Here is a 24,025-nt window from a genome sequence, read left to right on the forward strand (position 1 = left end):
CCTCGGGCTTTCGATATGTCATATGCTGGTATACCATACGACAGAATGTCAATGAGTCGTTTGCCGCGGCAGCCGAAGGGGTTGGGGATGGAACATCTGGCACCAGACGAATTGCGGATCGACCGTCCGCCGCAGACGCTGCGCGGCATCGCGCTGGACAGGCTGCGCGCCGCAATCATCGCCGGCCGCTTCCCGGGGGGCACGCGGCTGGTGGAACGCACGCTCTGCGATCAGCTCGGCGTCAGCCGTTCGGTGGTGCGCGAGGTGATCCGGGTGCTGGAAACGGAAGGTCTTGTCGAGACGCTGCCGAACCGGGGGCCGGTGGTGGCGCGGCTTGACTGGCCGCAGGCCCGGCAGGTCTATGACATCAGGCGGCAGCTTGAAGGCAGCGCGGCAGAGGCCTGCGCGCTGGTCGCCGATGCGGCTGTTGATGCCGCGCTAGCCGATGCGCTGGAGACGATCCGCACAGGTGGCCGCGCCGGTGGGGAAGATCGGGTTTTCGCGGCGACGACCCGCTTCTATGCGGAAATCTTCGCCGCTGCCGGGCATCACATCGCGTGGGAGATCGTGCAGCGCCTGAATGGACGGATCAGCCGCCTGCGGGCGCTGACCCTCGCCGCGCGGGACCGTGCCGTGCCGGGGCCGGAACGGATGGCCCGCATTGCCGCTGCCATCGCCGCACGCGACGGCAAGGCTGCGCGGCAGGCGGTCGAAGATCACCTGACCGAGGCCGCCGCTCTGGCGCAGAAGGCCTTGGAGGCGGAGTGATGGCCGCCTATTGGATCGCGCATGTCACGGTGACGGACCCGGAGGCCTATCGGGGCTATCAGGCACTGGCACCTGCGGCCTTCGCCCGCTTCGGGGCAAGGTTCCTCGCCCGTGGCGGCGAGGCCGAGGTGCTGGAGGGCCCGCCGGCAGAGCGGCATGTGGTGATCGAGTTCCCCGATCTGGCGGCGGCGCGGGCCTGCTATCATTCCGAGGAATACGCCACTGCCCGCGCAGCGCGGGCGACCGCAGCAACGGTGGCGGTGGTCATCGTCGAAGGCCTGTAATGCGCGGCCCGCAAGGGGCCGCGATCACGGGTCAATGCGTGGCGACCGGGTCTTCCACCGGCTTTGCCAGTTCCTTGCGCGAGATCAGCGTGTAGAACGCAGGCACCACGAAAAGGGTGAAGATCGTTCCGATCGTGATGCCCGAGAAGATCACCAGACCCACCGAATAGCGCGCCGCAGCACCTGCGCCATCAGCGATGATCAGCGGGATCACCCCCAGCGCCATCGCCGCAGTGGTCATCAGGATCGGGCGCAACCGCACCTTGGCAGCGGCGACGATCCCTTCCCGCGCGGTGAGGCCCCGCTCTCGCCGGGCCTGATTGGCGAATTCCACCAGCAGGATCCCGTGCTTCGTGATCAAGCCGATCAACGTGATCAGCCCCACCTGCGTATAGATGTTCAGCGTTCCCAGACCGAGGTTGAGGGGCACGATGGCCCCGAAGATCGACAGCGGAACCGACATCAGGATGATCAGCGGGTCGCGGAAGCTTTCGAACTGTGCGGCCAGTACCAGGTAGATGACAACGATGGCCAGCCCGAAGGCGAGAAGGATGGTGTTGCCTTCCGTGACCTCCAGCCGCGACTGGCCGGAATAATCAATGAAGAACCCGTCTGGCATCACCTTGCGCGCCTCGTCCACGATGACCTGCAAGGCATCGCCTGTCGAGACACCGGGGATCGGCAGCGCCGAGATGGTGGTGGAGTTCAACTGGTTGAACTGCTCGATGGCTGTCGGTGCCACTTCGGTATCCACCGTCACCACCGCCGAAAGCGGAACCATCTGCCCGGTGGCCGAACGGATGTAGAATTCCGTCAGCTTTTCCGGGTTGTTCCGATACTCCGCCGGAACCTGCATGATCACGTCATAGCTGTTCGAATCCCGGTCGAACTGCGCAATCGCCCCGCCGCCGACCAGAAGACCCAGCGTCGTGCCGATGTCGCGTGCAGGCAGGTTCAGCGCGGCTGCGCGGTCGCGGTCGATCCTTAGAACGACCTGCGCCGAGTTGTAGGACAGCGAGTTCTGGACCACGATGAACCGGCCCGAGGCCATGGCTGCGGCCTTCACCTCTTCGGCCACTTCGAAGATGCGGTCCGAGGGGCCTGTCGATTGCAGCACCACGCTGATCGGCAATCCACCACCCGCGCCGGGGAGTGAGGGCGGCGCAAAGACAAAGGCCTCCACGCCCGCGACGCCACTGATCTTGGCCTGCAATTCCTGCTGGATTTCGGCTTGTGAACGGTCGCGCTCCGACCAGTCCTTGAAGGCCCACAGAGCGATGGCCGTATTCGTGCCCCCGCCAAAGCCCGTGATCGAGAAATTGGCCGAAAGCTCGGGCAGATCCTCTGTCAGTTCCCTCATCTGATCCACATAGGTCCGCGTGTAATCGGACGTCGCGTAGGGCGGCGCGTTCACGAAGGAAAACAGGGCGCCGGAATCTTCTTCCGGTGCCAGTTCCGTGGAGGTCTTGGTGAAGAGATACCCGGTAAGCCCGGCCAGCACGACCACCATGAGGATCGTGACAGGCCGATAGTCGAGAGACGAGGAAACGCGGCGTTCGTACCAGTTCGCAAGCCGGTCGAAGGCGCGGTCCACCACGATCTGAAAGCGGGAATGGCCCCCTTTCTGAAGCAGGCGGGCCGACATCATCGGGGTGATGGTGACAGCCACGATCCCCGAGATGATGACGGACCCTGCAAGCGTCACGGCGAATTCGCGGAACAATGCCCCGGTCAGACCGCCGGTGAAGGCCAGCGGCGCAAAGACCGCAGCCAGCGTGATGGTCATGGCGACGACCGCGCCGAAAATCTCCTTCATCCCGATGAAGGCGGCCTGGATCGGACGGAAACCCTCTTCGATATGCCTGTGGACGTTCTCTACCACGACGATGGCGTCATCGACGACAAGGCCGATGGCCAGCACCATCGCCAGAAGCGACAGGAGGTTGATCGAATAGCCGAAGAGATAGAGCACGAACAGGACGCCCATCAGCGACAAGGGGATTGTCACCACCGGCATCAGGACAGACCGGAACGAGCCGAGGAAGAGAAGGATGATGACGATGACGATGGCGACGGCTTCGGCGATGGTCTTGAACACCTCGTTGATCGAGGCGCTGATCTGCTCGGTCGCGTCATACATCAGCGTCAGGGTCATGCCTTCCGGCAGGCTGTTCTGAATCAAGGGCAGTTCCGCCAGAACGGCGGCAGACATGTCCAGAGGGTTGGCCCCCGGGGTCGGAAAGACCCCGATGAAGGTGCCGGGCTCTCCGTTGAAGTTCACGATGGTATCGGTTGATTCTGCGGCAAGTTCTACGCGCGCAACGTCTGACAGGCGCACGACATCTGCCCCATTGCCCTTGATCGGGAGGGCGCCGAAGGCTTCCGGCGTCTGAAGGGTCGTTTCCATCGTGATCGGATAGGAGACAAGGTCCCCGCGCGTGCTGCCCGGAGCGGCAAGGAAGTTCGAGGCGTTGATCGCCGCCAAAACTTCGGCTGCCGTCACGTTGCGGCCTGCAAGGCGAACCGGGTCGATCCAGACCCGCATCGCATAGACCTGTCCACCCAGAACCTGAATCTCCGCCACGCCGGGAATGGTGGACATGCGCGGACGGATGACCCGTTCGATGTATTCGGTCACCTGTTCGGACGTCATGTTGGGGTTCTGCAACGCCAGATACATCGTGGCGAAGGTCATCCCCGTCCCCTTGACGATGGTCGGATCCTCCGCCTCGGATGGCAGGCGCGAGCGGACTTGCTGCACCTTCGACATGACCTCTGTGAGCGCGACGTCGGGATCGGCGCCCAAACGCATGTTCACCGTAACGGTCGAGGCGGAGGGGCGCGAGGAGGATGTGATGTAATCGACATTCTCCGTCGTCGCCACGGCGGCGGCGATGGGCGAGGTGATGAAGCCCTGGATCAGGTCCGGGGATGCGCCGGGATAGACCGTGGTGATGGTCACGACGGTCTCGTCCACTTCCGGATATTCACGGACCTGCAAGTTGAAGAACCCTTGCAGGCCCAGAAGCATGATCAGAAGGCCAAGAACGGTGGAAAGGACCGGCCGCTTGATGAAGATGTCTGAGGGGCTCATTGGTCACCCCCAGAGACAGCCCCAGAAACAGCATCGCCGGTGGCGGTCGCGGCCGGATTGACGCTGTTGTCGATGGTGGCGGGTTGCCCGTTCGACAGACGGTTCTGCCCTGCGGTGACGACCTGATCTCCGGGGCTGACCCCTTCGACAATCTCGATCACGCCGCCCGAGCGCCGCCCAAGCTGCACGAAGACCTGCCGCAGTTCCAGTTGCTCTGCATCGGCCTCGGACGGACGGACAACATAGACATAGTCGCCATAGAGGCTGGTCGAAACGGTGGTTTGCGGCAGCGCGATCACGCCGCTTTCGCTGGGCAGGACGACGCGGATACGGACGAACTGCCCCGGGGTCAGCTTGCCCTGTGCATTGTCGATGGAGCCGCGCAGGGCGACAAGGCGGGACGCAGGATCGACCCGCGGGTCGATGCCGGTCAGGGCGCCCGGGAAGGTTTCATCCAGCCCTTCGATCCTCACCTCGATCTTCTGTCCGATGGAGAGGTTGGGAAGCTCCTGCTCCGGCAGGCTGAAATCCACCCGCATGGTCGAAATGTCCTGGAGTGTCGCGACGATGGTTCCGGGGGCCACATACTGGCCAAGGTCCACGCGCGGCAGGCCGACTGTTCCTGCGAAAGGGGCCGTCAATTGCCGCTGTTCCAGCACCGCGATGGCGCGGGCCAATTGCGCCTCTGCGGCCTGCGCGGCCGCCTGCGTCTGATCAAGAGAGACATTGGTGGTCACACCGCGCCGCGTCAGGTCTTGCGCGCGCAGCAGGTTCGACCGTTCCAGTTCCGCCGTCGTGCGGGCTGCTTCCACATCCGCCTTCTGCACCACATCATCCAGCCGAAGCAGAACTTCGCCCGCCGCCACCTCGGTATTCGGCTCGAAGGCGATCTCCTTCACCACCCCGGCCGTTTCGACCGTCAGGTCAACGCCTTGGGCCGCATTCACCGTGCCGATGGCGTCGATCGTCGGGGTCCAGTCCACCGGCTTCGCCTCGATGGTGGACACGGTCGCGGGCTGGCGCGGCATGTTGGCGAAGATCTGCGTGATCATGTTGTCACGGAACAGATTGAAGCCGACAAGCCCACCGCCGACGAGACCAAGCAGCAGAATGGCAAGGATGAAGCGTTTGACCATGGGAAGGACTTTCAGGTGGAGGGGACGACGTCCGCTGAAAATTGCTGAACCCTGCATTTACCTTAGCCACCGGAATGTCAAGAAATCGGGCGGCTTGAACCCGGCTTCGGGCCGTTCCCTTGGTGGCCGGAGGCGGCATAGTGCAAGACGAGGTTGATTGCGGCAAGCGCTTCTGCCACAGGCAGGTAACAGACATGCAAAGGAAGGGCATCGTGCGTATCGTTCCCGAACTCGCCGTCAGGGACCGCGAGGCTGCGGCTGGGCTGCTGGCCCGCGTGTTCGGCTTCGCGCCGCTTTCGGGACACGAGGATATGCTGTCCCTCGGGGATCAGTGGATCGCCCTTGTTCCTGCCGGCCCATCGCCTGAACATGGGGTGATCGACCATCTGGCGCTGGCGGTTGACGATCTGGATGCTGCCCTTCGATTGGCGCGGGAACGAGGTGCCGTGCTGGAGGCGACAACGCCGGATGGCCCGCGCGAAATCGCGGAATTCTGGGGCAGCGGCGTGCGCTATGTCTTTCTCGAGGGGCCGGAAGGCGCGCGGATCGAACTCTGCGCCCGGCTCGGCGGCCCGCCGCGATCCGGCCTGCCCGGGCATGATCATATCGGTATTCCCTGCACCGATCTTGCTGCGACCGAGGCTTTCTTCCTCAGTCTTGGCTTGACGCAGGTTGCCGCGGTTGATCTGGACCGCGCCGATGGCGTGACCAGGGTCCGCTTCCTGACCTCGGGGACCGATATGGTGGAACTCTACGAGCCTCCCGCCCTGCGCGGCCGGCGTCTCGCCCCGAGGGGCGGAGGTCTGTGGCACGGCCTGCGTCTGTTCGGTGCCGCGATGGGCACGGGCCTGCGCACAGGCCCGGACGGGCTGCGCGTCACGCTGGTATGACGCTGCGAACCAGATCGGGAAAGGCGGCCCAATCGGCGAAGGCGGCCCGGTGCGGCAATTCTGCGACCGGCGTCTTGCAATAGCCTTCGGTAAAGAGAAGAAGCGGCACGCCCGCCCGCTCTGCCGTTTCGGCATCCACCTCGCTGTCACCGACGAAAAGAACCGGCCCTCCGCCCAGAAGGGAGATGCCATGCAGCAAGGGGGCAGGATCGGGCTTGCGCACCGGCAACGTGTCGCCAGCGACGATGACGCTGAAAAGACCGCTCCAGCCAAGTTGCGCAAGCAGCGCGCGGGTCGGGCCTTCCGGCTTGTTCGTGCAAAGCGCAAGCGGCCGGTCAAGCGCGGCCAGGGCGGCCTCGACCCCGGCATAGGGGCGTGTCAGCCCACCCGGATCACGCTCGTATCTTTCGATGAACCGGGCGCAGAGGGTTGCATGACGCTGCGGATCGTCCTCCATGCCCGTTGCCCGCATCACGCGGCTGATCAGGATCGGCACGCCCCCGCCGATGAAGCCGCGCACCACGGCGAAGGGCAGTGGGGCGATCCCCTCCTGTTCCAGAAGTTGATTGACGCCGGCATGAATATCCGGGGCGCTGTCCACCAGCGTGCCATCCAGATCGAAGATGAGTGCCGTCATCAGCGCCCCGTCAGCCAGTTGCCGAATTTGGCAAGCCGCGACGGCGGGCCTTGCCTTGCGGTCTCGCGCCGGTCGGCCATGCCGTAAAGCCCATACATCCCATGCACGCCCAGCCAGCGCAGCGGTTCGGGTTCCCATTTCCGCACCCGGCGGTTGACCCAGGGCAGGCGGGTAAGGTCCGTTTTCCGGTCCAGCGTCAGGTCGGCCAGCGTGCGGCCCGAAAGGTTGGAGGTCGAAACGCCCACCCCCACATAGCCGCCGGCCCAACCGATGCGGGTGACGGGATCAAGGCCCGCCGTCGCGCACCAGTCGCGGGGCACGCCGATCACCCCGCACCAGGCATGGTCGATGCGGTAGGGGCGGGCGGCGGGAAAATGGCGGTGCAGGATATCGGTCAGCCGCCGGATGGTTTCCGGATCGGGGATGCCCGAAGAGTCGATGGCGGAGCCAAAGCGATAGGGCACACCGCGCGCGCCCACAGTGATGCGCCCCTCGCGGGTGCGCTGGCAATAGCAATAGGCATTGGCGAAATCGCCAAGGATTTCATGGCCCTGCCAGCCGATCTGCGCCCAGACCTCGGGCGGCAGCGGTTCGGTCGCGATCTGGGCGGAGTTGAGCGGCAGCCATTCCCGTTTCAGCCCCGGCAGGGTCGCCGTAAAGCCTTCGGTGCAGCGCAGGATGGTGTGTGCGCTTATTGTGCCGCAAACTGTGGCCACACGTCCGGGCGAAATGGCGGTGACCTCGGTCCCTTCGTGGATGGTGACCCCCATCGCCTCGACCACCTGCGCGAGCCCGCGGACCAGTTTCGCCGGCTGGATGCGGGCGACGCCTTCCACCACCATCGCGCCCAGGACACCGGGGATGTTCACCCGGCTGGCGGTCTGGCCTGCGCCGATCATGTGGACGCGGTCCTCGCCCCAGTGGCGGCGATGGGCGGTCTCGGCCTCGCATCGGGCCAACTGGGCGGGGGTGGTCGCGACCATCAATTCATCCGTGCGCAGGATGTCGGCCTCGATCCCTTCGACGCCCGCCACGCGGATGATTTCGTCCACCGTGCCGTTCATCGCCTGCACCATGGCGCGCACACCCGCCTCGTCCGATGTGGCGAGATAGCGGTCATGGTTCCAGGCGAAGCCGCCGGTCAGCCAGCCGCCATTGCGGCCCGAGGCGCCGAAGCCCGCGAATTCCTTTTCGCAGATGATGATCCGAAGGCCGGGATCAGCCTTCTTCAGGTAATAGGCCGACCAGAGGCCCGTATAGCCTGCACCGATGATGCAGATATCCGCGGTGGTGTCGCCGGGAAGCGGGGGGCGGCGGGTCTGCGGCAGGCCGATATCGGCATACCAGAAAGAGACATCGCCGATGCGGGCAGGGGCGGTCATCGCATCACCTCAGAGATACCAGTCATATTCGCGGGGCAGCACATCGGCCATGAAGGCTTCGAACTCCGCCCGCTTGATGGTTGCATAGGCGGCGGGGTAGCGCGGGCCGAGGTATTCTGCCATCAGCGCCGAGCCCTCCAGCCGATCCAGCGCAGTCCACAGCTTCAGCGGCATGTCAGGATCCGCCTCTTCGCCTGCATTGCCGGTGGAGGGGGGCGTGGGGGCAAGACGCTGCGACAGCCCGTGATGGATGCCAGCAAGGACGGCGGCCATGACGAGGTAAGGGTTCGCTTCCGCCCCTGCGATGCGATGTTCGATCCGCCGCGCCGCGCCGCCGCCTGCCGGGATGCGGAAACTGACCGACCGGTTGTTGGTGCCCCAGGAGGTGTTGACGGGGACGAACTGGTTGGGCGCGAAGCGGCGATAGGCGTTCAGATTGGGGGCGAAGATGGCCATGGCGTCATGGGTGGTGGCCTGCAAGCCCGCAATGGCATGGCCGAGCATGGCGTCACCCATGGGCAGGCGGTCGTCGAAGATGTTGCGCCCTTCGGCATCCAGAACGCTGAGATGGATGTGCAGGCCCGAGCCGGACTGATCGGCAAAGGGCTTTGACATGAAGGTCGCGTCCAGCCCATGCCGGTTGGCCACGCCCTTCACGATCCGACGCAGCATCAGCGCATGGTCTGCGGCGCGGACCGGATCGGGCAGGTGACCGAGATTCACCTCGAACTGCGCGCCGCCATATTCTGCGGTGGCCGCCCCGGCGGGGACACCCTGGGCGATGCAGGCCGCGTCGATCTCGGCCAGGATGTCCGCCCATTCATCCAGCTTGTCGAAGGCCAGCACGCGCGGGGCTTCCGGCGCACGGCCCGACCGGGCGGGACGGGCCGGGGCGATGCGACCTGCCGCATCGCGGGCAGGATCGACGAGGTAGAATTCCAGTTCGCAGGCCGTGACCGGGGTAAGGCCCAGATCGGCGAAGCGGGCCACGACACCTGCAAGGATGCTGCGCGGATCGAACCACCATTGTGCCATCCCTTCCGGCGGGGCAGGGGCGATGAGAACCTGTGCGGTATCGGCCTGCCAGGGCACCTCGGCCACGGTGCCGGGGATCGGGTAGGAGATCGCGTCGGGATCGCCATCGGAAAAGCCGATCCCTTCGACATCCCAGCAGGCCCCGAGCGCGTCGAGCGTGGTGATCCCGGCGCAGAAGGCCACGCCCGAGGTCCAGACCTTCGCCGCATCGCGGATCGGGTATCGCTTGCCGATGGCCGTGCCGCAAAGATCGAACATCACCGCATCGAGGAAGCGGGTGCCGGGATGCGCGGCGAGATAGGCGTCGAGTTCGGGGGGCAGGGTCGCATGTGTCATGAAACCGAGCGTAGCGGGCAAAACCGCCCTGTCATCCCCGAAAACGACCGGGACGCGCCTGGAATGTCGTGCAGGGAAAGGCCGAAAACTCTTTGCAAAGAATTTTCGGCCCGACTCTCGCAAAACTCTTCGGGAAGAGTTTTGCGGTGTTTGTCTGGAAAACTCTTCTGGAAGAGTTTTCCAGCCGTGGCGCAGGTTCAGAAGAAGGCCTGAACACCCGTGATCGCCCGGCCGAGGATCAGGGCATGGATGTCATGCGTGCCCTCATAGGTGTTCACCGTTTCAAGGTTCACCATGTGCCGCATGATCTGGAAATCTTCCTGGATGCCGTTGCCGCCATGCATGTCGCGCGCCCAGCGGGCCGCCTCCAGCGCCTTGCCGCAATTGTTGCGCTTGATGATCGAGATCATCTCGGGCGCGGCATTGGCCTCGTCCATCAGCCGCCCGACGCGGAGCGAGGCCTGTAGGCCCAGCGAAATCTCGGTCATCATGTTGGCCAGCTTCAACTGAAAGAGCTGCGTGCCAGCGATGGGCTTGCCGAACTGCTTGCGGTCAAGGCCATATTGGCGGGCGGCATGCATGCAGAACTCTGCCGCGCCCATCACGCCCCAGGAAATGCCATAGCGCGCGCGATTCAGGCAGCCGAAGGGGCCTTTCAGGCCTTCGACATTGGGCAGCAACGCCTCTTCGCCGACTTCGACGTCCTTCATCACGATCTCGCCCGTGATGGAGGCGCGCAAGCTGAGCTTGCCGCCCACCTTGGGGGCCGACAGGCCCTTCATGCCCTTGTCCAGCACGAAACCCTTGATCTTGCCGCCATGCGCCTCGGACTTGGCCCAGACGACGAAGACATCCGCGATGGGCGCGTTGGAAATCCACATCTTCGCGCCATTCAGGACATAGCCATTCGCCGTCTTCTTCGCGACCGTCTTCATCCCCGCAGGATCGGACCCGGCATCCGGTTCGGTAAGCCCGAAGCAGCCGATCCATTCCCCGCTTGCCAGTTTGGGCAGGTATTTCGCCCGCTGCGCCTCGGTCCCATAGGCATAGATCGGATACATCACCAGCGAGCTTTGCACCGACATCATCGACCGATAGCCGCTGTCCACCCGCTCCACCTCGCGGGCGACAAGGCCGTAGGCCACGTAAGAGGCCCCCAGCCCGCCGTATTCCTCCGGGATCGTGACGCCCAGCAGGCCCATCTCGCCCATTTCGCGGAAGATCGAGGGATCGGTCGTCTCTTCGCGATAGGCGGCGATCACGCGGGGTTGCAGTTTCTCCTGCGCATAGGCCCGCGCCGCATCGCGCAACATGCGCTCTTCTTCCGTGAGCTGATCGTTCAGACGGAAGGGATCTTCCCAGTCGAAGCGGGCCAGATCCGGAGCGTCCTTGGCTTTCAGTTTGGGGGCGTCAAGGCTCATGTCGGTTCCTCCGAAAGGTGCGATGCAGTCTGCCAGCGGGCCGCGAGTCGCGCCATGCCGGGATGCATCTTCTATGGCAGCGATGATTGTGCAAGAATAGCGAAACTTAATCGCAATATTTTGAGGAAATTGCACATGCTTCCCTCCCGCAGGCATCTGCCCGCGCTGTCCGGCCTTCTGGCGCTGGAAGCGGTGGAACGTCTGGGCACCACCACGGCCGCGGCCCGCGAACTGAACCTGACGCCGGGCGCGATCAGCCGCGCGCTTCAGGAGGTAGAGGCGCAACTGGGCGTGCCGCTTCTCATCCGCGACCGGCAGCGTCTGCGCCCGACGGCGGCGGCGCGTGACTATGTAGCGCAGGCCCGTCGGGCGCTGGACCTGCTCGGACAGGCTTCGCTGCGGCTGCGCACGGGCGGGGGCGGGGCGGTCCTGTCGCTTGCCATCCTGCCGGCCTTCGGGATGCATTGGCTCGCCCCCCGGCTCCGGGCCTTTCGCCAGCGGAACCCGGATGTGACCTTGACCCTCAGCACGCGCCTTCGTCCCTTCGACCTGCGGGCCGAAGGGGTGGATGCGGCGATCCATTATGGGCGGGCCGACTGGCCGGAGGCCGAACATCTCTTGCTGATGGAAGAGGAGGTTCAGGCGGTTGCCGCGCCGGATCTGGCGATCGAGAGGGTCACGGGTCCGGGTGACCTGCTGTCGCTGCCGCTCTTGCAGATCGAAAGCCGCAAGGGCGATTGGGGACGATGGTTCGCGGCGCATGGTCTGCCGGGGCAACGTCCGGCGGGCATGGTCTTTGACCAGTTCGCCACGATGCAGCAGGCGGCGATCCATGGGCTGGGCGTGGCGCTCCTCCCCCGGTTCCTGATTGAAGAGGATCTTGCGACGGGGCGCCTTGTTCCGGTCTGGGGCGGGGCCGTGCGGGCGGCGGGCAGCTACTGGCTGGTCTGGCCGCAAACGGGGGCCGAGTCTCCGGCCCTGTCTGCCTTCCGTGACTGGATCGCAGCCGAGGCTGCGGGCAGTCGCGCAGCCTGATCCGCCGCATGGCCTAACAGTTTCGTGATCCTGAACGTCTTATTGTCGCAGTGTGACCTATTTGGAGACGGAAATGTTGGCAGGCGAAGGGCAAGACCTTGATCCGGTCTTCGGCGGGGCGTCGGCGCGTGAGGCTCTGGGAATTCTTTCCAGCCCGATTATGCTGGCGGACAACGACATGGTGATCCGCTTCGTGAACGAGGCGGCCTACAAGATGTTCGAAGCCATCGAGGCAGACATCCAGACCGACCTGCCGCATTTCCGCGCGCGTGAGGTTGTGGGGAAACCCATCGACGTCTTCCACAAGAACCCGATCTATCAGCGCCGTCTCATGGCCAGCCTGTCCAAGCCGCATGACGGCAAGTTCAGCATCGGCGGCAGGGACCTGGAATTCCGCGCCACGCCGAAATTCGGGCCGGGTGGCGCCTTGCAATCGGTCTGGGTCGAATGGAAGGACATGACCGCTGCCGTCGAGGGCAAGCGTCAGATCGAGACGATCATCGGCGAGATCCGCGACATGGCCGTTGCCCATGCCGAAGGGCGCATCTCCGTCTGCCTCGATCCGTCCAAGTATCGCGAAGACCTGGCCGACCTTGCGTCGCGGGTCAACGAGATGGTGCAGAACCATATCGCGACCAAGAAGAAGATCATCGCCTGCGCGAAGGCCTATGCCGAAGGCGACTTCAGCTATGAAATGGAGCGGTTCGACGGGGATCGGGCCTTCATCAATCAGGCGATGGATGCCGTCCGCGACAGCTTCCGCAAGGTTGTGGGCGAAATCAAGGGTCTGTCACGGGCCATCGTGGATGGGCATCTGGATCGGGCCATCGACCCCGGCGCCTTCTCGGGCGAGTTCCGCGAAATCATCGAAGCCTTCTCCGAGGCCTATGCCAGCCTGAACAGCGCCTTCGCGACCATCTCGGCGCAGATCGAACAGATCGCCGACACGGTCGGGCAGGTGTCGGAAAGCAGCCTCGATCTGGCAAAGAGCTCGCAGATCACCTCGGCCTCGGTCGATGAGGTTTCCTCCTCTTCGGAAGAGACCGACATGCAGGTCAAGGCCAATGCCTCGGCTGCCGATAGCGCGAAGGAACTGATCATCTCGGCCTCGCGTGCCGCCGATGACGGCCATCAGAAGATCGGCGAAATGGTCGGCGCGATGGAGGGCATCCGCTCGTCCAGCGAGGATATCGCGAAGATCATCAAGGTGATCGACGAGATCGCCTTCCAGACCAACCTCCTCGCGCTCAATGCCGCGGTGGAGGCGGCACGGGCCGGGCAGCATGGCCGCGGTTTCGCCGTCGTCGCGCAGGAGGTCCGCAACCTTGCCGGCCGGTCGGCCCGCGCGGCCCGCGAGACATCGGACCTGATCGAGGATGCAACCGTCCGCGTCCAGTCGGGCGTCAAGATTTCCAGCGAGGCGCAGGCGGCCTTCTCTGTCATCGCCCGCGACGTGAAGAAGTCGGAAACGCTCGTCTCCTCCATCGCGACCGCCAGTCTGGAACAGGCGCGGGGCGTGGCGCAGATCAACATCGCGATTGGCGAAGTGGCCAAGGCGGCGATGTCCACGTCGAGCCAGGCGGACCAGCTTGCAGCCTCTTCGGCGGAGATGCGCAGCGCGCTCGACTCCGTCCGCGCGGCGGTCGGACGTTTCAAGCTGGCCGAGCGCAAGGGGGGCAATACGCTGTCCCTCGACGGGTTGCCGCCGGAACTGTTCTCGCAGATCCAGGCGATGGTCGCCAATCGCGGGGCGCCCGCGAAATCCGACCTCAAGCTGGTGTCGAGCGACCGGGATCGTCGCGGCTTCGCGTCCTTCTGACGTCAAGAACCAGAGGTTTGACAGGCCGGGTGTGACAGCCCGGCCTGTTTGCATTTGGCAGGACCTGCGGGCTGGGCCGGCCGCATCGCCGCCTGCGTCAGGGATGGTGTTCGGGAAATCATGTAGGGCCGGAGGGACTCGAACCCCCAACCAAGGCGTTATGAGCGCCCGGCTCTAACCATTGAGCTACAGCCCCATGGGCGAAGGGGGTAAGGCTTCGCCGTTCCCCGGTCAAGAGGAGGCGCAGGCCAGAGGTCCGCTTGGCCGGTCAGGCAGTGCCCCCCGCTGTCAATCGTCGCATCACGGCCCAGGAGACGGGCACACCCAAAGCCATGCCCAGGGCCGCCGCCGCGAGGATGGGTTTCAGCGTCACCAGCCCGGCCGAGAGCACGATGATGACGCCCGCACCGGCGAGCGAGGGCCCGATCAGGGCGAAGAGAAGCATGAACAGCCGCGACATGGCATATCCTCCTTTACGCGCGTCCTGGCCTTGCCATGCCATGAAACGGCCTTTCCGGCCTTGATCCGCATCAAGGCGCGGCATCCGGCGTTGCGGCGCGGGCAGGGGTGGTATATGCCGCGCCGCAATGCGGGACAGCGGCGGAGCGGTGCGATGACGAACGGCCTTACCTATGCGCAGGCGGGGGTGGATATCGACGCAGGCAACGAACTGGTCGAACGGATCAAACCCGCGGCAAAGCGCACCACCCGCCCCGGCACCATGTCCGGTCTTGGCGGTTTCGGCGCGCTGTTCGACCTGAAGGCGGCCGGATACAGTGACCCTATCCTGGTGGCCGCGACCGACGGGGTGGGAACGAAGCTGCGCATCGCCATCGACACCGGAAATGTCGATACGATCGGCATCGACCTTGTCGCGATGTGCGTGAACGATCTGGTCTGCCAGGGGGCGGAACCGCTGCTGTTCCTGGACTATTTCGCCACCGGCAAGCTGGAGGTCGATCAGGCCGCCCGCATCATCGAAGGCATCGCCGAGGGCTGCGCCGCCTCCGGCTGCGCCCTGATCGGGGGCGAGACGGCAGAGATGCCGGGCATGTATCACAAGGGCGATTTCGACCTTGCCGGTTTTGCCGTCGGCGCGATGGAGCGGGGGCAGGATCTGCCCGCCGGCGTGCAGGCGGGTGACGTGCTGCTCGGCCTGGCCTCCAACGGGGTGCATTCCAACGGCTACAGCTTCGTGCGCAAGGTGGTGGAGCTTTCGGGTCTGACCTGGGACGCGCCTTCGCCCTTCTCGGACGGAAATCTCGGTGCGGCGCTGCTTGCCCCGACGCGGCTTTATGTCAAGCAAGCCTTGGCCGCGATCCGGGCGGGCGGGGTGCATGGCCTTGCCCATATCACCGGGGGCGGGCTGACCGAGAATCCGCCGCGTGTCCTGCCCGACGGCCTGGCCTGCGAGATCGACCTTGGCGCCTGGACCCTGCCGCCGGTCTTTCGCTGGCTCGCCACCACGGCGAATATGGCGGAACCGGAACTGCTCAAGACCTTCAACTGCGGGATCGGGATGATCCTTGTCGTGGCCGAGGACCGGGCCGAGGCGCTGTCTGCACTGCTGGCCGAGGCGGGGGAAACCGTCACGCGGCTTGGCCGCGTGGTGGAAGGGCAGGGGGTCATCTACCGGGGCCGCCTTCTGTGACGAAACGGGTCGCCATCCTGATTTCCGGTGGCGGCTCCAACATGCTGGCCCTGTTGCGCGACATGGCCAGCGGCGACCATCCGGCCAGCCCCGTGCTTGTTGCCTCCAACGACCCGGCGGCGGCAGGGCTTGCCAAGGCGGCTGACTTTGGCGTTCCGGTCGCTGCCGTGGATCATCGCCCCTTCGGCGGCGACCGCGCGGCCTTTGAAGCGGCGCTGCTGGAGCCGCTGCTTGCGGTCCGGCCAGACATCCTCTGCCTTGCAGGTTTCATGCGTGTGCTGACGCCGGGCTTCGTGGACCGGTTTGCCGGGCGGATGCTGAACATTCACCCGTCGCTCCTGCCGCTTTATCCCGGGCTGCACACCCATCAGCGTGCGCTGGAGGCTGGTGATGCCGAGGCGGGCTGCACCGTGCATGAGGTCACGCCGGTTCTGGATGACGGCCCGATCCTTGGCCAGGCGCGGGTGCCGGTGTTGCCGGGGGATACGGCAGATACGCTTGCGGCGCGCGTTCTGGTGCAGGAGCACCGGCTTTATCCGGCCGTGCTGCGCCGCTTTGCGGCCGGGGACCGGACACCGCTTTTCCTGTGATCCATGCCCGCGCCGGAAGGCGCCGCGGTTTCGGGTGGTCTCTTTCCATTTCCCGCGCCCTTGCCTATAGCGGATTTGCGGGATGAACCCGTGCCCCTCTGGCAGGATGGATCGCAAGATGCGCACGATTACCACGACTGACGACCTCGCCGCCTTCTGCGACGCCGCCAAATCCCAGCCCTATGTCACCATCGACACCGAATTCCTGCGGGAACGGACCTATTGGTCGAAGCTCTGCCTGATCCAGATGGCCCTGCCCGGAAAGAGCGGCCAGGCCGTCCTGGTGGACCCGATCGAAGGCGAGGACATGAGCCTGGAACCGCTTTACGACCTGTTTCGCCACAAGGCGACGGTGAAGGTCTTTCACGCGGCGCGGCAGGATCTGGAAATCTTCTTTGTCGAGGGAAAGGTCTTCCCCGAGCCGCTGTTCGACACCCAGGTTGCCGCAATGGTCTGCGGCTTTGGCGAGCAGGTCGGATACGAGACGCTGGTGAAGAAGATCGCGAAGCAGAACCTCGACAAGACCTCGCGCTTCACGGATTGGTCGCGCCGGCCGCTTTCGGCGGCGCAGCAGGAATATGCACTGGCCGATGTCACGCATCTGCGGGTGATCTATGAATGGCTGGCGGCGCAGCTTGAAAAGAACGGCCGCACGAAATGGGTGGAAGAGGAACTGTCCATCCTGACCGATCCCCAGACCTATACCGTGCATCCCGAAGAGGCCTGGCTGCGGGTCAAGACTCGCACGACATCGGGGCGTTTCCTTGCCATCGTGAAGGAACTGGCCCGGTTCCGCGAGGATTACGCACAGCGGCAGAACGTTCCCCGGTCGCGGGTGATGAAGGATGACGCGCTGCTTGAACTGGCCTCGACCCGCCCCGCCTCGATGGAGGAACTGGGCCGCTCCCGCCTGCTTCTGCGCGAGGGTCGCAAGCCGGAGATCGCGGAAGGCATCCTTGCCGCCATCAAGGCAGGGCTGGAGATGCGGCCCGATGACCTGCCCAAGCCCGATCTGTCGCGCGACCAGATCCAGGTCAACCCGGCGCTGGCCGATCTTCTGCGCGTGCTGCTGAAGGCGAAATCGGAACAGTTGGGCGTCGCGTCCAAGCTGATCGCCTCGGCGGCCGATCTGGATGCCATCGCTGCCGGCGAGCGGGAGGTCGAGGCGCTGTCGGGCTGGCGGTTCGAAGCCTTTGGCGAAGACGCGCTTCGGCTCTGCCGGGGTGAGATCGCCCTGTCGGCTAAGGGCAACGAGGTGCGCGTCGTCCGCCTGTGACCGTTCAGCGGCGCGAGGACAGCGCGTTGTTGGCGCCCTGCACCACGATTTCGCGCACCTGTTCAAGCCGTACGGTGGACAGGGAGGAGGCCACCGTGATCTCACGCGAACGCGGCGTTCCGGATGGGGTGTTCGTCAGCGGCGGGAAGACCCGGAAGTCATAGACGAGGACGCCGTTCTCGTCGATCGGGCGGGCCACGAGTTCGGCATCCCACCAGCCCTGGGTCGGGGCGATGCCGGTCGCGCGGACGATGGCGCCACTGGAATAAGGATCAACGGAGAGTTTTGTGACGTCACTGACCAGCAGGCGCTGGTCACGGGCGGCTTCGGCCGTGGTTTCCACGCGCTGGCGGCGGCGGGCGCCCCCGAACCAGTTGAACGGGTTCAGCCGCGAGTCACGCACCGCGCCGCAGCCCGTCACCAGGAAAGCCGCGCCCAAAGCCAGAACCACCCGTCGTTTCATTCGGTCCCCCGTCTGTTGCCCCTTGGGTAGCCGATGGCGCGGGCTTTGAAAAGCACCCCGCCGCGCGGGGTGGACCTTTTCCCGCCAAGGCCCTAGGTCATGGCCACAGCATCGGAGAGCGTGATGGCCACCCCCGCCTTTGAAGAGATCGCCGAAACCTTCGACTTCCTCGATGATTGGGAAGACCGCTATCGGCATGTGATCGAGCTTGGCAAGGCCCTGCCTCCGATGGACGAGGCCTTCAAGGTGCCCGCGACCAAGGTTCAGGGGTGCGCGAGCCAGGTCTGGCTACAGCCGGTCATCACCGAAGGCCGCTTCGATTTTCAGGGCGACAGCGACGCGATGATCGTGAAGGGGCTGATCGCGGTGCTTCATGCCCTTTACGCAGGCCTGCCCCTGGCCGAGGTCGGCAAGGTGGATGCCCCCGCCGAACTGGCGCGGCTGGGGTTGAATGAACACCTCTCCTCGCAGCGGTCAAACGGCCTGCGCGCGATGGTGGAGCGTATCCGCGCGGTGGCGGCGGCGGCCGCCTAGCGCGGCTCCACCCGCACCTTTTCCTGATAGAAGGCCAGATGGCCCGCGATGGCCTCGGCCCCTGCGATGGGGCGTTCATAGGACCAGACGGCGTTTTCCAGCCGCGCCTCGGGCGTGACGACGCTGTAATACCTCGCCTCGCCCTTGTGCGGGCAGGTGGATTGGCGGTCGGTCGGGTCGAGCAGGGCCATCGCCACATCCTCGCGCGGGACGTAGATCACGGGCGGGCGTGCGCCTTCGACCAGTTCCACCGCGCGTTCCGTCTCGCCGATGATGGTGCCACTTGCTCGCACGATGTAGCGGCCCGGCACGGGCCGGATTTCCAGGGTAAGTGTCATGTCAGCCTCCCTTGCCAAGGCACCAGAATGCGCCCGAGTTGACCTTGCGGCAAGCCTGTGGGCTGGGGTCGGCGCTGACTTGCCGGTCACGGCGCCGTGATCGGCGGCAAGCAGCCCAAGGATGCATCAGATCGGCGCACAGGCTGCCTTCAGCCAGGCCCCGGCCTCGGCGCTCAGGCGTGGTGACAGCTTGGCCAGCACCTCGGCGTGATAGGCGTTCAGCCAGGCCCGCTCATCCTCCGACAGCCGCGCGGCCAGAATCAGGCGGCGGTCGAAAGGGGCGAAGGTCAGCGTTTCGAAGCAAAGCTGGTCGCGCTTGTCGCCCAGGCTGGGCGCTTCCTGCACCACGATCAGGTTTTCCAGCCGGATGCCGAAAGCCCCTTCGCGGTAATAACCCGGCTCATTCGACAGGATCATCCCCGGTTCCAGCGGCACCTCCGACGCGCGTGACAGGCGCTGTGGCCCTTCATGCACCGACAGGAAGGCCCCGACGCCATGCCCGGTGCCATGGTCGAAATCCATCCCCGCCACCCAGAGCTGGAAGCGCGCCAGCGCATCGAGATCGCGCCCCGCGATGCCGCGCGGCCAGCGGGCGCGGGAAATGGCGATGAGGCCCTGTAGGACGCGGGTATAGCAATCCCGCGCCTCTTCTCCGGGATCGCCGATGGCGATGGTGCGCGTGATATCGGTCGTGCCATCCGCATATTGCGCGCCACTGTCCACCAGGAGCAATTCGTTGCTTCCGACGGCACGGTTCGTCTCGCGCGTGACGCGGTAATGCATGATCGCGCCATTCGGCCCCGCGCCGCAGATCGTGTCAAAGCTGATGTCATGCAGCACATTGGTCGCGCGGCGATAGCCTTCCAGCGCGGTGACGACGTCGATCTCGGTCAGCCCGCCCTTGGGGGTGGTGGCGTCCAGCCAGGCCAGGAATTCGACCACCGCCGCGCCGTCGCGCAGATGCGCCTCGCGCATGCCTGCCACTTCGGCTTCGTTCTTGGCGGCCTTGGGCAGGCGGCAGGGATCATCGCCCCAGACCACGGTCCCACCCGCGCCTTCGATCAGGCGGGACACGGCAAGGGGCGCGGTGGCACGGTCCACCCGGATGCTGCCGGTCAGCGATTTCAGCTTGGTTTCAAAGGCTTCTGCCGGGTGCAGCCGCACCCCCGCATCGAGTGCGGCCAGCACGCCCGGGCCAAGCTTGGCGGGCGCGGCGAAGACATCCACCGTCGCATCCGCCCGCAGGATGGCAAAGCCGTGCAGGATCGGGTTGCGCGGTACATCCGCGCCCCGCAGGTTCAGCAGCCAGCAGAGCGAATCCGGCAGGGTGATCACCGCCGCCGCCTGCCCGGCCTTGCGCAGGGTGTCGGCCAGTCTTGCGCGCTTGGCCTCGGACGTCTCACCCGCCAGCGTGACGGGATGGGGAAAGGCCGCGCCCATGGGCGGGGGCGGCTGGTCCGGCCAGATCGCATCGACGGCATTGGCCACGGCGCGGAGGGTGACGGGTGACCCCTTCAGCGCCTCTTCCAGGCGGCCCACCTCATCCGCCGTGTGCAGCCAGGGGTCGAAGCCGAGGATGCCTTCGGCCAGATGCTCCCTGATCCATGGCCCCGGCTTCACCTCGGGCCAGGGAACGGGGGTGAAAACAGAGAGATCGACCTGATGCTTCACCTGCACCCGATAGCGCCCGTCGATGAAGACGCCCGCCGTTTCGGGCAGCACGATGGCAAAGCCCGCCGATCCGGTGAAGCCCGTCAGCCATTGCAGCCGTTCATCCCGTGCGGCGACATATTCGCCCTGATGGACGTCGGCGCGCGGGATCAGGAACCCGGCCAGCCCTTCGGCCCGCAGATGATCGCGCAGGCGGGCCAGACGGCCCGGACCGGCGGAAGGATCGGCGGTGGTCTCGAAGCTCTGGAACATGCGTCTTCCCCGTTCTGCCGCCGTCGCCGGACCAGCCCCTTATCCCGCCCGCCGCAGGCCGGCCTTGGCCCGTTTCTTCGGGTCGCTTTCGAAGAGACCGGCAAGCTGTTCGGTCATGGCCCCCGCCAATTGTTCCACATCCGTGATGGTGACCGCGCGCTGGTAATAGCGGGTCACGTCATGCCCGATGCCGATGGCGATGAGTTCCACCTGCCGCCGCCGTTCCACCATGGCGATCACGTCGCGCAGGTGTTTTTCCAGGAAATTCGCGGGGTTGACGGACAAAGTTGAATCGTCCACCGGCGCGCCGTCGGAAATCACCATCAGGATCTTGCGCGCTTCGGGCCGGGCCATCATGCGGCGATGCGCCCATTCCAGCGCCTCGCCGTCGATGTTTTCCTTCAAGAGCCCTTCCTTCATCATCAGCCCGAGGTTCGGCCGCGCCCGCCGCCAGGGCGCATCGGCGCCCTTGTAGATGATGTGGCGCAGGTCGTTCAGGCGACCGGGGCCCTGCGGGCGGCCCTGGGCGAGCCAGCGTTCGCGCGACTGCCCGCCCTTCCAGGCGCGGGTGGTGAAGCCGAGGATTTCCACCTTGACCGAGCAGCGTTCCAGCGTGCGCGCCAGCACATCCGCGCAGATCGCGGCGATGGAGATGGGGCGGCCCCGCATGGACCCGGAATTGTCCAGAAGCAGCGTCACGCAAGTGTCGCGGAATTCGGTGTCCTTCTCCTGCTTGAAGGAGAGGGGCGTGGTGGGGTTCGCCACCACCCGCGCCAGGCGGCCCGCATCCAGCGTGCCTTCCTCCAGATCGAACAGCCAGGACCGGTTCTGCTGCGCCTGAAGGCGGCGCTGCAACTTGTTCGCCAGCCGCGATACGGCGCCTTTCAGGGGTTCAAGCTGCTGGTCCAGATAGGCCCGCAGCCGTTCCAGTTCGGCCGCCTCGGCCAGATCCTCGGCGCGGATTTCTTCATCGAAATCGGTGGTATAGACGGTGTAGTTCGGGTCGGCGTCGGAATAGGGGGCCGGGGGCGGCGGTTCCAGCGGGGCCTCGCCTTCCGGCAGTTCGGCCTCGTCGCCCTGTTCCATATCGGCGCTGTCTTCCATCGTGACCTGCGCTTGGGATTGGTCCTGCTGTTCCTCCTGGCTGCGTTCGGGCGCGGCTTCGGAGTCGTCGCTCTCCTGTTCCTCGTCGCCCGCGCTGTCGGGGCTGTCCTGATCCTCTTCGGCCTCGCCTTCCTGATCGTCGGGTTCGTCCTGATCCGGGTCGTCGCCAAGCTGATCGCCATAGCCGAGGTCGGAAATGACCTTGCGGGCCAGACGCGCGAAGGCGGCCTGATCTTCCAGCACATGGTCGATGTTTTCCAGCGTGCCGCCGGCCTGTTCCTCGATGAAGCCGCGCCAGAGGTCCATCACATTGCCCGCGCCTTTCGGCATGTCGCGGCCCGTGGCGAGGTGGCGGACAAGGTAGCCGGCCGCAACCGAGAGGGGCGCGTCCTGCATGCTGGTGATCTGGGAATATCCCTTGCGTTCCGCCTCATGCGCGATCTTGGCGTCGATGTTGACCGCCGTGCCGGGCATGGCGCGGGCGCCCACCGCCTCGCATCTTGCGGTTTCCATCGCCTCGTAGATCTCGCGGGCAAGGTTGCCTTGCGGGGCATAGCGGGCGGCGACGCCGTCATCGTGGAACTTGCGGCGCAGCGCGAAGGCATCGGCGGTGCCGCGCGCCAGCATCACCTCATCCCGCGTCATGCGGCGGGACACCTGCGGCAGACGCACCCCCTCGCGGTTCATGCCGGGGGGATCTACCGAATATTGTACCGTCATGTCCGGGTCATCGGCCATGGTGCGGGTGGCTTCGGCCAGCGCCTTCTTGAAGGGATCGGCGGGGTTGTCGTTCGGTTTGGTCATCGCTTCGGGCATCCGGGCGCGCGTTGCAGGGTGCCGCGCGTGTCTGGGGCAGATTTGCACTTGGGGCGGACAGGGGCAAGGGCGGGCTTGGCCTTTCGGCTGCGGCAGGGGGAAAAGGTGCATGGGCGCACAGGTCCCTTGCGTCCGCGCCGAATTGTTCGAAGGGCGGCAGGGGTCCATCTGTTGCGGACAGAATTCACAGCCTCCTCTAGGGAACGGAACAACGCCATGAGCAACCCCAAGATCGCCCTCATCATCGGTTCGACCCGCGACTCGCGCTTTGCCGACATCCCGGCACAGTGGATGCTCGCCCAGGCCAAGGCGCGCACGGATATGGACGTGGAACTGGTCGATCTGCGCGACTTTGACCTGCCGCTGTTCAACGAAGTGGCCTCCAACGCCTGGGCCCCGTCGCAATCGGCGGCTGCCGTCAAGTGGCAGAAGAAGATTGCAGAATTCGACGGTTACATCTTCGTGGTGGCCGAATACAACCGGTCGATCACCGGCGCCTTGAAGAACGCGCTGGATCAGGCCTATGTGGAATGGGCGAAGAAGCCGATGACGGCGATGGCCTATGGCTCGGTCGGCGGCACCCGCGCGCTGGAGCATCTGCGCAATATCGCTGTGGAGTTGCAGATGGTTCCCACGCGGAATGCCGTGCATCTGGGGATGGGGGATTTCTTCAAGGTCCATCCGGGCATGGGCGGGTCGGGCAATATGGCCGATGTCGAAGCGAACCTGCTGCCCGCCGCCACCGCCTCGCTGGATGATCTGGTGTGGTGGGCCAAGGCGACCAAGGCCGCGCGCGGCTGATCTGACCGGCATCTCTCTGTCGGGAAGGGGTGGCGTTTCGCCGCCCCTTTTTCTTTGCGGCTGTGAGAAAACGCCTTTAACGCCCGTGGTTTGGCCGAAAACGGCTGTGCCGGATCCTGTGCCGCAATCTGTGCCGCAAACTGTGGCCACGCAGCGCGCGGTGGCAACGCGTTAAGGTTAATGCGGCGGAAAGGAACAGAGGCGGGTCAGGAGAGAAGCGCCATGCACTGATCCTGAAGCGCGCTGGCCTGCCGGGCGGCGCGGGCGGTACCGCTGTGGTCGCCGTGGCGGGACTGGCCTAGAAGGGCGGCATGGGCGGCCTTGGCCTCGATCCGCCAGGTCATGACCCGCGCCTCGTCGCCCGGCGGGGTGAGGGCGGCGACAAGGTCAAGCACGGCGGCGCGGTGCAGCTTGGTGACATCGGAGGCAGGGCCGTCCACGATCCACTGATGTTCCATCAGCGCCGACATGCGGCCCGCGCAGGTGGCGAAGAAGCGGAGGGGATCGTCGGGAATGTCGGGCTGGGCCTGCGCCGCCAGGGGGGCAGAGAGGGCGCAGAGCAGCGCCGGGACGCGGAGATATGTTTTCAAACCGCCCATGAAAGCAGCATGAGCAGATTTTTTACGCCAATCAAGTATGCAGTTTGAAAACTGCCAGAGCAGGTGCCGGCAGGCGGAGGAGAGGGCGCTGCC

At 65.4% G+C, this 24,025-nt stretch carries 22 protein-coding genes and 1 tRNA gene; 10 read left to right on the forward strand and 13 right to left on the reverse strand.

The genetic code is table 11. From position 1 onward, the window contains the following. Nucleotides 1–87 precede the first annotated feature (87 nt). Nucleotides 88–768 carry a GntR family transcriptional regulator gene (locus tag C0V75_RS05895; protein WP_101920006.1) on the forward strand — a complete coding sequence of 227 codons (681 nt, stop codon included), beginning with the start codon at nt 88–90 and terminating at the stop codon, nt 766–768. Beyond that, nucleotides 765–1,052, forward strand: coding sequence for a DUF1330 domain-containing protein (locus C0V75_RS05900; RefSeq protein ID WP_216821419.1), 288 nt, complete (start codon nt 765–767; stop codon nt 1,050–1,052). Before C0V75_RS05895 ends, C0V75_RS05900 begins: the two co-directional genes overlap by 4 nt. A 31-nt stretch (nt 1,053–1,083) precedes the next feature. Here the strand turns inward: C0V75_RS05900 and C0V75_RS05905 are convergent, their stop codons facing one another. Both C0V75_RS05905 and C0V75_RS05910 read right to left on the reverse strand, forming a co-directional pair. Continuing rightward, nucleotides 1,084–4,146, reverse strand: a complete 3,063-nt coding sequence (locus C0V75_RS05905; RefSeq protein ID WP_101920008.1) for an efflux RND transporter permease subunit — start codon at nt 4,144–4,146, stop codon at nt 1,084–1,086. Then, nucleotides 4,143–5,282 carry an efflux RND transporter periplasmic adaptor subunit gene (locus tag C0V75_RS05910; RefSeq protein WP_101920009.1) on the reverse strand — a complete coding sequence of 380 codons (1,140 nt, stop codon included), beginning with the start codon at nt 5,280–5,282 and terminating at the stop codon, nt 4,143–4,145. The genes C0V75_RS05905 and C0V75_RS05910 overlap by 4 nt, the downstream gene beginning before the upstream one ends. Nucleotides 5,283–5,494: 212 nt before the next feature. On the opposite strand from C0V75_RS05910, the gene C0V75_RS05915 reads away from it, so the two are divergent. After that, the gene (locus C0V75_RS05915) at nt 5,495–6,172 is read left to right on the forward strand and encodes a VOC family protein (RefSeq protein WP_143710386.1); all 678 of its coding nucleotides are present in this window, start codon (nt 5,495–5,497) and stop codon (nt 6,170–6,172) included. Here C0V75_RS05915 and gph read toward each other — a convergent pair. The 4 genes from gph to C0V75_RS05935 all read right to left on the reverse strand — a co-directional run bounded on the left by gph (nt 6,159) and on the right by C0V75_RS05935 (nt 10,983). Continuing rightward, nucleotides 6,159–6,809, reverse strand: a complete 651-nt coding sequence (gene gph / locus C0V75_RS05920; RefSeq protein ID WP_101920011.1) for a phosphoglycolate phosphatase — start codon at nt 6,807–6,809, stop codon at nt 6,159–6,161. The genes C0V75_RS05915 and gph overlap by 14 nt on opposite strands. Then, nucleotides 6,809–8,191, reverse strand: coding sequence for an FAD-binding oxidoreductase (locus C0V75_RS05925; protein WP_101920012.1), 1,383 nt, complete (start codon nt 8,189–8,191; stop codon nt 6,809–6,811). The genes gph and C0V75_RS05925 overlap by 1 nt, the downstream gene beginning before the upstream one ends. A gap of 9 nt (nt 8,192–8,200) precedes the next feature. Continuing rightward, nucleotides 8,201–9,562, reverse strand: a complete 1,362-nt coding sequence (locus C0V75_RS05930; RefSeq protein ID WP_101920013.1) for a glutamine synthetase family protein — start codon at nt 9,560–9,562, stop codon at nt 8,201–8,203. Nucleotides 9,563–9,759: 197 nt separating this feature from the next. Further along, entirely contained in the window at nt 9,760–10,983 is a 1,224-nt protein-coding gene (locus tag C0V75_RS05935) for an acyl-CoA dehydrogenase (RefSeq protein ID WP_101920014.1), read from the reverse strand. A gap of 135 nt (nt 10,984–11,118) precedes the next feature. Here C0V75_RS05935 and C0V75_RS05940 point away from each other — a divergent pair, with 135 nt between their 5' ends. Beyond that, the gene (locus tag C0V75_RS05940; RefSeq protein ID WP_101920015.1) at nt 11,119–12,018 is read left to right on the forward strand and encodes a LysR family transcriptional regulator; all 900 of its coding nucleotides are present in this window, start codon (nt 11,119–11,121) and stop codon (nt 12,016–12,018) included. 73 nt (nt 12,019–12,091) lie between these two features. Then, on the forward strand, nt 12,092–13,837 hold the full coding sequence (locus tag C0V75_RS05945) for a methyl-accepting chemotaxis protein (RefSeq protein WP_101920016.1): 1,746 nt from the start codon (nt 12,092–12,094) through the stop codon (nt 13,835–13,837). A 123-nt stretch (nt 13,838–13,960) separates the two neighbouring features. Here C0V75_RS05945 and C0V75_RS05950 read toward each other — a convergent pair. Together C0V75_RS05950 and C0V75_RS05955 are read right to left on the reverse strand one after the other, a co-directional pair. Beyond that, a tRNA-Ile gene (locus tag C0V75_RS05950) sits at nt 13,961–14,033 on the reverse strand. Nucleotides 14,034–14,105: 72 nt separating this feature from the next. After that, a complete protein-coding gene (locus tag C0V75_RS05955; protein WP_101920017.1) occupies nt 14,106–14,297 on the reverse strand; it encodes a hypothetical protein in 192 nt (63 codons plus the stop codon). 153 nt (nt 14,298–14,450) lie between these two features. Between C0V75_RS05955 and purM the strand changes: the two genes are divergently transcribed. The 3 genes from purM to rnd all read left to right on the forward strand — a co-directional run bounded on the left by purM (nt 14,451) and on the right by rnd (nt 17,354). Next, nucleotides 14,451–15,488, forward strand: a complete 1,038-nt coding sequence (purM, locus tag C0V75_RS05960; protein ID WP_101920018.1) for a phosphoribosylformylglycinamidine cyclo-ligase — start codon at nt 14,451–14,453, stop codon at nt 15,486–15,488. Further along, the gene (gene purN, locus C0V75_RS05965; protein ID WP_101920019.1) at nt 15,485–16,078 is read left to right on the forward strand and encodes a phosphoribosylglycinamide formyltransferase; all 594 of its coding nucleotides are present in this window, start codon (nt 15,485–15,487) and stop codon (nt 16,076–16,078) included. The genes purM and purN overlap by 4 nt, the downstream gene beginning before the upstream one ends. 118 nt (nt 16,079–16,196) lie before the next feature. After that, nucleotides 16,197–17,354 (forward strand): ribonuclease D, encoded by a 1,158-nt coding sequence (gene rnd / locus C0V75_RS05970; RefSeq protein ID WP_101920715.1) that lies wholly within the window; start codon nt 16,197–16,199, stop codon nt 17,352–17,354. A 4-nt stretch (nt 17,355–17,358) separates the two neighbouring features. Here the strand turns inward: rnd and C0V75_RS05975 are convergent, their stop codons facing one another. Then, the gene (locus C0V75_RS05975; protein WP_101920020.1) at nt 17,359–17,817 is read right to left on the reverse strand and encodes a hypothetical protein; all 459 of its coding nucleotides are present in this window, start codon (nt 17,815–17,817) and stop codon (nt 17,359–17,361) included. A 123-nt stretch (nt 17,818–17,940) separates the two neighbouring features. On the opposite strand from C0V75_RS05975, the gene C0V75_RS05980 reads away from it, so the two are divergent. Continuing rightward, nucleotides 17,941–18,351, forward strand: a complete 411-nt coding sequence (locus C0V75_RS05980; RefSeq protein WP_101920716.1) for a SufE family protein — start codon at nt 17,941–17,943, stop codon at nt 18,349–18,351. On the opposite strand, the gene C0V75_RS05985 is transcribed toward C0V75_RS05980, so the two are convergent. From C0V75_RS05985 to cobT, 3 genes are all read right to left on the reverse strand, one after another. Next, nucleotides 18,348–18,689, reverse strand: a complete 342-nt coding sequence (locus tag C0V75_RS05985) for a DUF427 domain-containing protein (protein WP_101920021.1) — start codon at nt 18,687–18,689, stop codon at nt 18,348–18,350. The genes C0V75_RS05980 and C0V75_RS05985 overlap by 4 nt on opposite strands. Before the next feature lie 126 nt (nt 18,690–18,815). Beyond that, nucleotides 18,816–20,612 carry an aminopeptidase P family protein gene (locus C0V75_RS05990; protein ID WP_101920022.1) on the reverse strand — a complete coding sequence of 599 codons (1,797 nt, stop codon included), beginning with the start codon at nt 20,610–20,612 and terminating at the stop codon, nt 18,816–18,818. A gap of 39 nt (nt 20,613–20,651) precedes the next feature. Then, nucleotides 20,652–22,520 (reverse strand): cobaltochelatase subunit CobT, encoded by a 1,869-nt coding sequence (cobT, locus tag C0V75_RS05995; RefSeq protein ID WP_101920717.1) that lies wholly within the window; start codon nt 22,518–22,520, stop codon nt 20,652–20,654. A 228-nt stretch (nt 22,521–22,748) separates the two neighbouring features. Between cobT and C0V75_RS06000 the strand changes: the two genes are divergently transcribed. Further along, nucleotides 22,749–23,333 (forward strand): NADPH-dependent FMN reductase, encoded by a 585-nt coding sequence (locus C0V75_RS06000; protein WP_101920023.1) that lies wholly within the window; start codon nt 22,749–22,751, stop codon nt 23,331–23,333. Nucleotides 23,334–23,539: 206 nt separating this feature from the next. On the opposite strand, the gene C0V75_RS06005 is transcribed toward C0V75_RS06000, so the two are convergent. Beyond that, on the reverse strand, nt 23,540–23,932 hold the full coding sequence (locus C0V75_RS06005; protein ID WP_101920024.1) for a hypothetical protein: 393 nt from the start codon (nt 23,930–23,932) through the stop codon (nt 23,540–23,542). Between the last annotated feature and the right edge of the window lie 93 nt (nt 23,933–24,025).

Origin of the sequence: Tabrizicola sp. TH137, from assembly GCF_002855575.1 — a bacterium.
In the GTDB taxonomy this organism is placed as follows: Bacteria; Pseudomonadota; Alphaproteobacteria; order Rhodobacterales; family Rhodobacteraceae; genus Paragemmobacter.